Annotated in this window: 7 protein-coding genes and 1 riboswitch; of the genes, 1 reads left to right on the top strand and 6 read right to left on the bottom strand. The window is 72.4% G+C overall.

The genetic code is table 11. The features are described from left to right. Positions 1–841: 841 nt before the first annotated feature. The 5 genes from M1P99_RS12600 to M1P99_RS12580 form a co-directional block, all read right to left on the bottom strand. Entirely contained in the window at positions 842–1,924 is a 1,083-nt protein-coding gene (locus M1P99_RS12600) for a ribonucleotide-diphosphate reductase subunit beta (RefSeq protein WP_304452834.1), read from the bottom strand. Positions 1,925–2,034: 110 nt separating this feature from the next. Then, entirely contained in the window at positions 2,035–4,608 is a 2,574-nt protein-coding gene (locus M1P99_RS12595; protein ID WP_304452833.1) for a ribonucleoside-diphosphate reductase subunit alpha, read from the bottom strand. A 157-nt stretch (positions 4,609–4,765) separates the two neighbouring features. Further along, a riboswitch (cobalamin riboswitch) is annotated at positions 4,766–4,959 on the bottom strand. A gap of 307 nt (positions 4,960–5,266) precedes the next feature. Further along, entirely contained in the window at positions 5,267–5,839 is a 573-nt protein-coding gene (locus tag M1P99_RS12590; protein ID WP_304452832.1) for a hypothetical protein, read from the bottom strand. Between the two features lie 26 nt (positions 5,840–5,865). Next, positions 5,866–7,593, bottom strand: coding sequence for an NYN domain-containing protein (locus M1P99_RS12585; RefSeq protein WP_304452831.1), 1,728 nt, complete (start codon positions 7,591–7,593; stop codon positions 5,866–5,868). Positions 7,594–7,789: 196 nt separating this feature from the next. Then, complete coding sequence (locus M1P99_RS12580; RefSeq protein WP_304452830.1) at positions 7,790–10,672, bottom strand: sigma-70 family RNA polymerase sigma factor; 2,883 nt, start codon at positions 10,670–10,672, stop codon at positions 7,790–7,792. Between the two features lie 205 nt (positions 10,673–10,877). Here M1P99_RS12580 and M1P99_RS12575 point away from each other — a divergent pair, with 205 nt between their 5' ends. Then, positions 10,878–11,621, top strand: coding sequence for a hypothetical protein (locus M1P99_RS12575; protein ID WP_304452829.1), 744 nt, complete (start codon positions 10,878–10,880; stop codon positions 11,619–11,621). 269 nt (positions 11,622–11,890) lie between these two features. On the opposite strand, the gene M1P99_RS12570 is transcribed toward M1P99_RS12575, so the two are convergent. Continuing rightward, a complete protein-coding gene (locus M1P99_RS12570; RefSeq protein ID WP_304452828.1) occupies positions 11,891–12,733 on the bottom strand; it encodes a hypothetical protein in 843 nt (280 codons plus the stop codon). Positions 12,734–13,138 lie beyond the last annotated feature (405 nt).

The following is a 13,138-nucleotide window of genomic DNA, read 5'->3' as shown; positions in this document are numbered from 1 at the left end:
ACCAGATGAAAGCCCTCCCAAACAAGCCGACGAAGACGTGCGCCTGCCACCGGCCGCGCACCGTCCACCGGTTCCTGGTGGCGGCGCTCAAGCGGCGCAGCGCCTGGTCGGAGGAGATGGAGAAGGCGCTCCTCGCTCACCCGAAGGATCGGTCGCTCACGGAGCTGGGCATCGACTCCGACCTGGCAGAGCGGTTCGACGGCGACTTCCTCCGCGGCGGCCAGGAGCCGGCCCACCGCGGCGGCGTGCACGTCTTCACCGGGCGGGACGGAGCGCCCCATCACCGACGCGGGTCCTACAAACCGTGGCTCATCGGCGCGGCGTCCACGGGCCTGTATCCGGGCGCCAAGAACGGCCAGGGCGAGGTCCAGGAGGAGCGTCCGGTGCCGCTGCTCGCCGAACCCTGGCCGGGGATGCCGGTGCGCGGCCGGTCTCCGCGCAAGCGCTCAGAGATCACCTGGGATCCGATCGCGCCGGGGATCACACCGCACGGGCTGGCCCGGCACTCCCACAAGCGGGCGATGATCGAGGGCGGCGTGCCCGAGGTCCTCCAGCACCAGCGGCTCGGACATGAGATGGGCGGCATCGGCGCCGTGTACAGCCAGGTGACCCCGGCCATGACGGCGGCGCTCCTGGACATGCTGACGCGCAACTGGGAGGCGTCCCTGAAGGCCCGCGCGGCGATGCACCCGCACTCGCCAGTGGCCCTGCTCGACGAGCTGCTGGCGCCCTACCGGAGGCAGGGCGCCAGGGAGATTTCCGGGGTCGTCTCCCAAATCTCTCCCAAAACGGCCCCCCCGTACCCTCCGCCGAAGGGTCCAGGGGGCCGTGTCCTCGCAGGTCAGTCCCAGTCCAGGCCGCCGCCGGTCTGGTACTCGATGACCCGGGTCTCGAAGAAGTTCTTCTCCTTCTGCAGGTCCATCATCTCGCTCATCCACGGGAAGGGGTTCTCGCTCTCCCCGAAGATCGGCGCCAGGCCGATCTGCTCCGCGCGCCGGTCGGTGATGAAGTGCATGTACTTCTCGCACAGCTCGGCGTTGAGCCCCAGCACGCCGCGCGGCATGGTCTCGCGGCCGTAGGCCACCTCCAGCTCACAGGCCTCGGTCAGCATGGTGCGGACCTCGGCCTGGAACTCGGTGCTCCACAGGTGCGGGTTCTCGATCTTGATCTGGTTGATCACGTCGATGCCGAAGTTCAGGTGGATCGACTCGTCGCGCAGGATGTACTGGTACTGCTCGGCGATGCCGACCATCTTGTTGCGGCGGCCCAGCGACAGGATCTGCGCGAAGCCCGTGTAGAACCACATGCCCTCGAAGATGACGTAGAACGCCACCAGGTCGCGCAGGAACGCCTGGTCGGCCTCGGGCGTACCGGTGCGGAACTCCGGGTCCTCCAGGTTCTGGGTGTACTTGAGCGCCCAGGCGTCCTTGGCCGTGATCGAGGGGACCTCGCGGTACATGTTGAAGAGCTCGCCCTCGTCCAGGCCGAGGCTCTCGCAGATGTACTGGAAGGTGTGGGTGTGCACCGCCTCCTCGAAGGCCTGACGCAGCAGGTACTGGCGGCACTCGGGGTTGGTCAGCTGGCGGTAGACGGCCAGGACGATGTTGTTGGCCACCAGCGACTCCGCGGTGGCGAAGAACCCGAGGTTGCGCTTGAGCATCAGGCGCTCGTCCTCGGTCAGACCGTCCTTGGACTTCCACAGGGCGATGTCGGCCTGCATGGCGACCTCGGTGGGCATCCAGTGGTTGTTGCAGCCCGCGAGGTACTTGTCCCACGCCCAGGTGTACTTGAGCGGCAGCAGCTGGTTGACGTCGGCGCGGGCGTTGATCATCGCCTTGTCGTCGACGTTGACGCGCTCGGCGTCGCGCTGGATCTCGCCGAGGCCGCTGGTGGCGGCGGCGCTGTTCTCGGAGACGGTGGTCATCCTCGGGTACTTCCGTTCTCCGGCCGTCGTGGCCGGAACTGTCGTGTCTGGGGAGAGTGGTTCGCCGGGGCGGCGGCTCGCGAGCCGCCGCCCCGGGGGGCTGCCTTCTACTACTGGCAGGCCTCGCACTCGGGGTCGTCGATGGAGCAGGCCTGGCCGTCCACGATGTCGAACTCGTCCTCACCGGCGTCGGCGGGTGCGGCGTTCGGGGCGGGGGCCGGAGCCGGGCTCGGGGCGGGCGACGGCGACGGGCTCGGGGACGGCGCGGGCGACGGAGCCGGGGCCGGGGCCGGGCCGGAGGAGACGGCGTTGAGGCGGCCGTCTGTGCCCTTGAGCGTGCTCTTCTCCACGTGCGTGGCGCTCTGCGAGCGCAGGTAGTACGTGGTCTTGAGCCCGGACTTCCAGGCGCGCCGATACAGGGCGTCCAGCTTGCGGCCGCTCGGCGCCGCCATGTACAGGTTCAGCGACTGGGCCTGGTCGATCCACTTCTGGCGGCGCGAGCCCGCGTCCACCAGCCACTCGGGGTCGACCTCGAACGCGGTCGCGTAGAGCGCCTTGAGGTCGGCGGGGACGCGGTCGATGGCGCCCAGGCTGCCGTCGTGCATCTTCAGGTCGGAGACCATCTGGTCGTCCCAGAGTCCGCGCTCCTTGAGGTCGCGGACCAGGTAGGGGTTGACGACCGTGAAGTCGCCGGACATGTTCGACTTCACGAACAGGTTCCGGTAGACGGGCTCGATCGACTGGCCGACGCCGGTGATGTTGGCGATGGTCGCGGTGGGCGCGATGGCCATCACGTTGGAGTTGCGCATGCCGGTCGAGCGGACGCGCTCGCGCAGCGAGTCCCAGTCCAGGGTCTCGCCGCGGTCCATGTCCAGCACGCCGCCGCGGGCCTCGGCCAGCAGCCGCAGGGAGTCGATCGGCAGGATGCCCTGGCTCCACAGCGAGCCGTCGAAGGACTCGTAGGAGCCGCGCTCGGCGGCCAGCTCCGCGGAGGCCTCGATCGCGTAGTAGCTGATCAGCTCCATGCTCTCGTCGGCGAACGTGACGGCGCCGTCCGAGGCGTAGGGGGTGCGCAGCTTGAACAGCGCGTCCTGGAAGCCCATCAGGCCCAGGCCCACGGGGCGGTGGCGCATGTTCGCTCGGCGCGCCTCGGGGATCGTGTAGAAGTTCACGTCGATGACGTTGTCGAGCATGCGCACGGCGGTGCGCACGGTCCGGCGCAGCCGCTCGGCGTCCAGGCCCTGCGGTCCCACGTGCTGGGCGAGGTTGACCGATCCCAGGTTGCAGACGGCGACCTCGTCGGCGCTGGTGTTCAGCGTGATCTCGGTGCACAGGTTGGAGGAGTGGACCACGCCCGTGTGCTGCTGGGGCGAGCGCAGGTTGGAGGGGTCCTTGAAGGTGATCCACGGGTGGCCGGTCTCGAACAGCATGGTGAGCATGCGGCGCCACAGCTCGACGGCCGGCAGGGTCTTGGACACCTTGATCCGGCCCGCCGCGGCCTCGGCCTCGTAGCGGGTGTAGGCCTCGGCGAAGTCCGTGCCGTACTTGTCGTGCAGGTCGGGCACCTCGTTCGGCGAGAACAGGGTCCAGTCGCCGCCCTCCTCGACCCGCTGCATGAACAGGTCGGGGACCCAGTTCGCGGTGTTCATGTCGTGGGTGCGGCGGCGCTCGTCACCGGTGTTCTTGCGGAGGTCGAGGAACTCCTCGATGTCGATGTGCCAGGTCTCCAGGTAGGCGCAGACCGCGCCCTTCCGCTTTCCCCCCTGATTGACCGCGACGGCGGTGTCGTTGGCGATCTTCAGGAACGGGACGACGCCCTGGCTCTTGCCGTTGGTCCCCCGGATGTGCGATCCGAGGCCGCGGACCGGGGTCCAGTCGTTGCCGAGGCCGCCCGAGTACTTGGACAGCATCGCGTTGTTGCTGATGCCGTGGAAGATGTCCTGCAGGTCGTCGCCGACGGTGGTGAGGAAGCACGACGACAGCTGGGCGCGGACCGTGCCCGCGTTGAACAGGGTGGGCGTGGAGGCCATGAAGTCGAACGAGGAGAGCAGCTCGTAGAACTCGATCGCGCGCGCCTCGCGGTCGTCCTCGTTGAGCGCCAGGCCCATCGCCACGCGCATGAAGAACGCCTGCGGCAGCTCGTAGCGGACCTCGTCGCTGTGCAGGAAGTAGCGGTCGTAGAGGGTCTGGATGCCCAGGAAGGTGAACTGCTCGTCGCGCTCGGGGCGCAGCGCCTTGCCCAGGCGGTCCAGGTCGAACCGGGCCAGCGCGGGGTCGAGCTGCCCGAGGTCGATGCCGCGGCCGACGTAGGCGGCCAGGTAGGCCGGGTAGCGGTCGGCCATCTCGGACTGGCCCGCGGCGTCGGGGGATCCGCTGATGAACGTGAGGGCCTCGCGGCGGAGCTTGTCCAGCAGCAGGCGCGCGGCCACGTGGGAGTAGTCGGGGTCGACCTCCACGAAGCTGCGGGCCGCCATGACCAGCGCGAGTTCGACCTCGGCGTCGGAGATGCCGGGGAAGAAGCCGCGTCGGGCCTCCGTGAGGACCTTGTCCGCCGAAACACCCGACAGCCGCGCGCAGGCCTCGGTTACGACGTGCTCGATCCGGTCGATGGCGGCGGGGGGCGCGCCGTCGGTGGCCGTCTCGGGCCGGACGGATGCGGGCACGGCCTCGACGTCAAGGGTCATACAGCGGCTCCAACCTCGGTAGAAGAGTCCCGGCGGGGAGGGGACACGAGTCAGCAAGGCGCACGGCACACCGGGGGGACCGACGCACTGGATGCGAGCGGTCGACGGACCGGTGGGTCGGCGCGGCTCACCCTCGAAGCCCCGTCGTCGGCGCACGTCTGGCGTGCGCGCCGGTGGCAGGTCTTCGGGCTCGTGGGCGGCCTACCGACTGTCGCTTCCCGGGCACTCTCAGGGGTTCCCAGTGCGTGTGACGGCCTTCGTTCCCACTTACCGCTGCGGGGCAGCCCCGGATTCACACCGGGTTCCCTCTCGCCTCACCCCGCGGGGTGAACCACCAGCGGGCCCGATACTACATCTAGGGGATGGCGCCTCGGAACACCGCAAGATGATGGCGTGTCGCCGATTTCTCGGGTTCCACCCGGACGAGGATGAGCACACCGGGGGCGTGGTATGGCACGCCTCGGACCCCCGCCACAGCGGGGGGTTCGGGCAAGGGCTCGGACGCCGCGGGAAGGCGGCCGGACTCAGACTAGGCCCCCGTGGGGGCGATGGCGATCAGGGCGCGTGGTGAAGTTCCCGACGGTCGTGGTGCGGCCGCCGGGGCGGTGGGGTGGTGTGGCCGGGCGGCGCGGTGCGGCGCCGCGGGGGACGCACGCGCTCAGAGCGCATCGGCCCACTCGTCCAGATCGTCCTCGTCCAACCCGAGATCGGTGCGGATACGGAACCGGATGCGCAGCAGCTCCATCAGCAGATCGTGCACGTAGGGGGTCACCTCGCCATCGACGTGCCGGCGGGCGCCGGCTGTGGCCCACCTCTCGGCGCCTTCCAGGTCGTCGTGGGCGTAGAGCGCCTCCGCGATGTGGATGTGGGTGGACAGGCCGTGCGGCCCCTCGGTCTCCAGGCGTTTGAGCTGCGCCTGTGCCCGCTCCACTTCGTCCAGGTGCAGGAGCGCGCCTGCGCGCAGGGCGCGCGCGTCGATCACCGTGGAGCCGCCGTCGTCGATCGCCCGCTGGTAGGCCGCGCAGGCACGCTCGAACTCCTGCGCGATCTCCCACTGCTCCCCCGCCCGGACGAACAGCTCCGCGCGGCCGATCTCACTACCGGCGTCGACCCGGTTGGCCAGCTCCAGTAGCTGGGCGGCGACTCCTCCGTGTTCGCCGGACCTGACGGCATGGAACTCCAGACGATCGAGCTCCGCCGTCGTCACGTGCGTCAACCGCATCGCCGCCATCCCCTACTCGCACTCCCACGCGCCGCTCAGGGCCTGGCGCGCTCCAGTGCCTGCCAGAACCCCTGGCGCAGTCCGTCCCGGACCTCGTCGCGCAACAGGTGGTCGATCGGTAGCGAGGACCCCTGGAGCAGACGCGCCTCCAGATCGGAGGGCATCCGGGGCCTACGCGCGAGAACGGCCTCCACCCACAGGGCGGGCGCCTCGCGGGCGATCGACTCCGCGAAGTCGTTCCCTTCTTTGTGCGCGACATGCACCGCTTCGTCAACGGTATTCGCGCCGGGACCGCTCTGCTGGGGATATCCAGGACTTGAACGCGGTTCCTGATAACCGTCGGTACCGTACCGGACGGTGTCGTGGTCGGGACCAGTAGGCGGCCGCACCCCGTATCCGGGTGCCGGCCCGCCGCGTCGTGCGGCGTCAGTTTCCGTACTGGTCCCATAGGTAGGGTTTGTCTCGTGCCCACCCCCGAAACCGGAGTCGTCCCCGGGTCCGAACCGCTGTTCCGGCGGTGGCGCGCTTCTCTGCGGTGGCGCGTGTCCCGTCTGGGGGTCGGCGGCGAACGAGGGCTGTGGTCCCGTCCCCGACGCGAAGGACTGTTGTGGCCCGGTCCCACCGGCGAAGGACTGTTGCGGTCCGGTACCGCCCGCGAAGGAGCGCTGCGGGCCCGTCCCCGGCGAGTACGGTCGCTGGGCCCCGGTCATCGGCTGCCCGTTGCCCATCGGCTGGCCGTTCCCCGTGGGGGCCTGTCTGCCCGGCAGGGTGTAGCCCTCCGGCCGGCCCAGACCGCCGTGGGAGCCCGTCATCGGGTAGTTCCCCTGGCCGTTGGGGGTCGAGGGCGCCCCGCCCGCGGACGTGCCCGGATAGCGGCCGCCGCCCATGGCGGGCTGTCCCCCGGACGGAAACCCGTTGGCGTCGATCGGACCGGACGGCTGGGAGTCGGCACCGCGCCCGGCCAGGTGGTCCCCGCCGCCGCGCTGCTGTGCGAGCGACCTGCGCATGGCGCGCAGCTGGTCCATGGCGCTGCCCTGGGGCGCGGGCTGCCCGCCGGTTTCGGCGAACATCGCCTCCAGGCCCCCGCTGGACGTGGTGGCCGGCTCGACCCGGCTCGCACCGGGCTGGGCGACCACGGGCTGGCGGGGGGTCTCGGGCGCCGAGCGGGCGCGGCCGTTGGCGAACGGCGTGGTGGTCTTGGAGGCGCTCTCCTGGGAGGCCTCACTGCCGGTGAGCAGGTTCACGTGCGGCCGGAGGTGGCCGGCGCCGATCTCGATGAGGTCGTCGCATTCGCGGCGCAGCTGGCGGGAGATCGTCCAGTTGCCCTCGACGGAGATGTGCACGACGGTGACGCGCACGCCGAGGTCCTGCACGTCCGCGACGACCGACGCCATGTCCTCGTCCCCGCTGACCAGGACGGCGTCGCACAGGACGCCGGTGCGGGCCAGGGTCGTGAGGTCCCGTTGGACGTAGCTCTCCACGCCCTCGCGCCGTCCGGGCCTGATCCGCGCCGCGCGGAACTTGATGCCCGGGATGTCGGCGATGCCGTCCTGTTCCTGCGTGCGGCGATCGTCGGCGACGGCCTCGTACCAGTAGCACCGCAGCAGCGGCAGGCCGGTGCGGTCGCGCGCGACCTCGTTGAGGAACTGGACGAGTCCGGAGTAGTCCCAGGAGACGGAGTCCCGGTTGCGGGTTCCGTGTACGGCCATCGCGCCGTCAGCGAGAAGGTACCCCGCGTCGACGAACAACGCGCAGCGGTCCACGTGACACCGCCCCCTTCCCTATCAACTCTGGGCCATATCCATGGCCGGGGCACAGCCTAGCCAAAACTGTCTCGTTTTGTGTGCCACCTTCAAATACTGAGAGTTACTTACTAGGCACGCATAGTCGGATTTCGGCATCCGTCCCGGTGAGCCGGGTCCACGGAGCGTCACCGCGGCGGCACCGGCGGACCCGCTGTCAGGTCCGCATGGGCGCCGTCACCGCCACGACACCGATCAGCACGGCGTCCCCCTCCGAGGCGACGCGCAACTCCGACTCGCGCCCGAGCACCGGCGCGGTCCGGAGCACGTCGGTTCCGAAGGCCATGGGGTCGCCGACCGCGCCGCGCGCCGACCCGACGAAGGCGTTGTCGCCGGTCGCGTACCCGTCCTGGGGGACCAGCACCCGGCCGTCCACGGTCACCCGGTCCCCGTGGAGCTCGTCGTCGCCCTCCCAGGCGACCACGTCGACCACGGCCGGAACCGACGCCGGCAGCAGGCCCGACACCGGGAAACCGAGCCCGTCCGGGTCCTGGAAGACCGCGCCGGTCTCGTCCAGGACCATGGCCTGCTGGTAGGAGCCGACCTCCGGGTCCTCCATCACGACCACCAGGCTCCACCCGGCGTAGACCGCGCGGCCCTCCCGGGCGGGGACGTCGGCCACCCACCACTCACCGCCGCCGTGGGCCCGCACGAGGTCGGTGACGTCGGCGAAGGCCTGGTAGGCGGGGTAGCCGGGCAGGTCGGCGACGGTCGTGTCGGCGGCCTCGACATCGGCGTAGGAGACCATGCCGGGGCCCTTGATCCGAGCGGTGGCCGCGTCGGGCGCGCCCCCGCCGGAGAAGTACAGTCCCGCCCAGCGCACGGACCCTCCCTCGGGCAGCCGCCAGGTCGCGGAACTGGACGACGCGGTGGTGGGATCCCAGTCGCGGTCGAGCGCGGACATCTCCCAGTGGTCGTTGTCGCGGCGGTCGCCCTTCCGGGCCCGGGCCTGGGCACAGGGACCGTCCGTGCCGCCCTGCTCGACCTCCGGAAGGGCGCTCGGCGAGGGGCCGGGGTAGCCGTCCTCGGGCCCGTCGGACTCCTCGGCCCCGTCACTCTCGGGAGCGGAGGGAGCGCCGGGCGCCGACGTCGGAACGGGCACATCGTTGTCCGATTCGTGATCCGGCGCCTGCGGTGTCACATCCGCCCCGGAGAGAACACTTTCCTCAGACATCCCTGGCGTGCTCTCCTGCCCTGGGCTGAGGGGACCGCCCGGGTCCGAGGGGGCCCGCCGCAGATCACCGCCGTCACTCCCGCCGACCGCTCCACCGGGCACGTCGCCGGGGGTACCGGCCCCGTCGGAGCCGCCGAGCCCGGGCACCTCCGGGGGCTCCCCGGGCACCTCCGGGGGCTCCCCCGGCTCCGCACCGGGGGTACCGGGGCGCCCCCACCAGGGCCAGGGCCAGTGCGGGGACTCCGGTTCGACACAGGTCATGAGGGCGTTGCCGACCGTCTCGGTCCGGACCCGTCCCGCCGTCGCGTAACGCGCGGCCACTCCCTGCGCGCTCACGCCCCGCTCGCCCGTCGCCGTGGCGGTGACGTCCCCCGAGGAGACGGTCACGTCCGCGGGGACACCGAGGTCGGCGTCGGGAGCCACGCGCACGTCGAAGAACTGGGTCCCGTCCTCGCCCGCCTCCATGCCCGCGTGCACGCAGCGGCCGCCGTCCGCTTCCGCGGCGCAGCTCCAGTCACCGTTCCCCACGGTCGCGGGCACGGCCGCTCCGGCCCCTCCGCCGGCGATCATCGAGACCCCCGGCGGCAGGGTGATGAGGGCGACGACGTCCTCGATCGTGGCCGCGCCGATGTTGCGCACGTCCAGGACCATGACACCGTCCTCGCCCGGGATCAGCGCGCCCACCGGGTCGATCCCCGCCGCGAACAGGGGGCCGGGCGCCTCCTCCAACGGGAGTTCGTCCTCGGGGATGTCGGCCGGGGGCCGGGCCTCGCTGGGGGCGGGCGGCGGGTCGGCGTCGGGGGACTCGTCGGGCGGCGGGTCCGCCGGTGCCCCCGCCGGGGTTCCGGGCGGATCGGCGGGGGCACCCGGCGGCGGGTCGTCCGGCGGGGCGGCATGGGCGGGAGGCGCCGCCGCGGGGGCCGTCTCCTCCTCCCGCAGCGGTTCCTGGCCTCCGACCAGGGCGAGGGCGATCGCCACCGCCATCCCGGCCGCGGCGGTGGTCCCGGCCGTCAGCTGCTGCTGGCTCCGGGACATGCGGCTCCACATCGCCCCGGTGGCCGCGCCCCCGGGTGTGGTCGCCAGGTAGCCCGCGGCGCCCGCGCCGACGAAGATCGGCAGAACGACCCCGCGCAGTCCGACGTTGACGTCCATGAGCTCCGCGTACACCTCGCGGCAGTCCGCGCAGCCGTCCATGTGGCTGTCGACCTTGGCCGTGTCGCGCTTGGACAGGCCGCCGCGGACGTAGGCGCCGAGCAGGTTGAGGGCGGGGCGGCACGCCTCGGGCGCCGCGCCGCCCGCCAGGTGCATCTGGAGATAGGCCTGTCGGAGCCCTTCCCTGGCGCGGTAGGCCAGGGCGGCGACGCCGTTGGCGTTCATCCCGAGGATGGGCGCGGCCTCGGCCGGCTTGATGCCCTCGATCTCGGTGTGCCAGAGCACGGACTGCCAGCGCTCGGGGAGGGAGAGGAAGGCACGCGCGATCAAAGAGCGTTCGAGGCCCTCCAGAGCGGGATCCACGAACGGCTCACCGGAGTCGTAGCTCTCCATGTCGTCCGTGACGACCTGGCGCTTGTCGCCCCGGCCGCGGTCGTAGGCGGCGTTGCGCACGGCGGTGAGCAGGTAGGGGCGGAAGGAGTCCGTGGGGCCGGAGCCCCGCTGGATGACGCTCAGGACGCGGGTGAAGGCCTCCGCGACCGCGTCCTCGACCTCCGCGTCGCCGCGGAGCAGCTGCCGGGCGAGGCCGCGCGAGGCGGCCGCGTGGCGCTCGTAGAGCGTGGCGTAGGCACCGGTGTCACCGCCGCGGACCCGCTTGATGATTTCAGCGTCACCGAGGAGTACCTCTGTGTGATTGCCGTCGGCGTCGGTCACCAGCGCCCTCTCTCATCGATCCCGCCACAAGCCAGAAGGAACGCTGGTCGGGGGTCAGAAAACTCGTGCTCGAAAAAATATCCCGCATCCGCGTCATGGTCGCCACCGATCTCCGTATTTAGGTCGAAGGCGAGAGGGGCGGTCCACCGCGGGGGCGCGGACCCCGCCTCTCGCCCGGAGAGATCCACCGACCGGGAGCGGAGCCATGGGCGAGACGGAAGTCAGTGCCGGGTGCGGCCGTACGGCCCACGCCCACGAGCTGCGCGCCGCGTGGGGGCGGCGCAGCCAGGAGGCCGGATGGGACCCGCCCGGCGGATGGTGGACGCCTTCCGTCGACACGGTGTGCGAGGCCTACACGTCGGGGGCCGACCTGGTCGATCCCTGCACCCGCCTGGGTGAGGCCCGGGGGAGGTCGGGGGTCGACATCGGCCACAGCCTGGCCGACCTGGCGGCGTTCACCGGGGTCGCCGGATGGGAGCACGCGCCGTTCGAACTCGTCCGGGCCCTGGCCGAGGGATGGGTCGACGCCGGACGTACCCAGGACCACTGCCAGGATCCGCTGACCGGGCTGGGCACGCCTGCCTACCTGCGCACACGCGTCGGTGAACTCTACCGGTCGCCGGAGGGCACGGCCCCGTCGGCGCTGGGCCACCAGCTCGTCGTTCTGGCCCTGGACCCGTCGATCGACCCGTGGCGGCGGGCGGCACGGCTCATCGTGCTCGGCTACGAGCTGCGGCGGTACTTCAGCCGCGGGGAGTCGGTGTGCGTGGTCGACCGGGGCCGGATCGCGGTGGTCGCGTCACGGTCGGAACAGGTCGACCGGGAGTTGGAGGTCCTGCGCCGGGGTCCGGGCTGGGAACACGGTGTCGCCGTGTGGTCCGTGCCGCTGCCGCCCACGCACCGGGAGGCCCTGACCCTGCTCGACGGCCTGGGGAGGCGGCGGCGATGACCATGTGACGCCGTCCGGCGCCGCGCGGTCCCACCAGAGGGGGGAGGGACCCGGTGCCGGGCGGTCGCGCCGACCGCTGTGTGGCTCTGAGGGGAAGCACACGGCCCGGTCGGCGCCCCGGACGAGGACCGCGGGGTCCTCTGGCCCCCACGAGAGGGCGGCCCCGCGCACTCGTCCGGACGAGGGGAGGTGCCGCTGGTCGGCACCCCCGGAGGCGCGTCCGCATGGGGAGGCGGGCGCGCCTCTCCCCAGGTCAGCCGACCACGGGTTCACCCCAGGTTCAGACGTCCGCCGGTCGCGGCGAAGAGCGCCCTGCCCCAGCGTGAGACGGGGACGGGGGCGAGCGCGATGATCCGTTGTTCGTATCCGCCCGGCACGGGGACGTGCTCGGGTTCCGCGGGTGACCCGTCGACGGGCGCGGCCGCGTCCGGGGCCGACGGAACGGCTTCACCACGGGTCGCGGCCGACGCCCTCCGGTCGGCGGCGCGCACGACGAACGTGTCGGTCTCCTCCGCGTCCGGGTTCGGGGAGTCGCCCGCACCGGGCACGGTGACCACCGTCGGCGTACCGGGGTGCGGCGGCCGGACCGCCGGGGGTCTGCGTGCGGCGGTGTCCGAGCCGGTCCCGAACCACGCCTGCGCGGGCCGGACGAACGTCTCCGTGGCCTCCGCGTCGACCGTCGCCGCGGGCACGTCCGGGACCTCCGGCTCGCCGGCGGCGGGAGCGCTCGGCTCGGGTGCGGTGTCGCCGGACCCGGGTGTCCCTTCGGACACGGGGACCTCCGGCTCCGCACCCGCGGGCGGCGACACGGCGGCCTGTGGTTCCGGGGACGCGGCAGAAGCGGCCTGTTCCGCGGGCCCGTGCGCGTCCTGGGAGACGGAGGCGTCGGGCCTCGTCGCGGGAGGCGGCGACACGGCCGTCCCGGGCTCAGGGGGCGTCACGACCGGGTCAGCCGGTTCCGCGGACTCGGGCCCGTCACCGGCCACCGGGGCGTCCGGCTCCGACACACGGAGCGCGGAGTCCGGTACCGCGGCAGGAGGACCGGGTTCGACGGGCTCGACCGTCTCCTCGGCCACCGGCGGGTCCGGCTCCGCGGCGGGAGTCGGCGCCACGGGCTCCGGCTCCACGGGCCCGGCGGGGGCGCTCGGCCCCGCGGGCCCGGACGCCTCCTCCACCGGCCACACCGACCGGTCCCGCGCTCCGCGGGGCTCGGGTTCGGGAGCGCGCGACGGCGCGGCCGAAGCGGGGGGCGCGTGCCGGGACCTCGGTTCGGCCGGGGGTTCCGGGGCGGTGCGCGGCGGCGCGGGCATCGGCGCACCGGAGAGGAACGCCTCCGCCACCGAGTCACTGGCCACGGTGTTCGGGGCCGATCCGCCGTGGGAGGCCTGCGGCCCGGACAGGCGAGGGTCCGGGGCAGCGGGCGGGTACGCATACCGCTGCCCGGTCGGCGGATGCGGAGCCCGGGCGCCCCCGGGCCCCTGCGGCGCGTACGCTCCCGGCGGCGGGGGCGCGCCATG

It is taken from the genome of Nocardiopsis sp. YSL2 (assembly GCF_030555055.1).
Lineage (GTDB): Bacteria > Actinomycetota > Actinomycetes > Streptosporangiales > Streptosporangiaceae > Nocardiopsis.
This window is presented reverse-complemented; position numbering and strand designations above follow the sequence as displayed.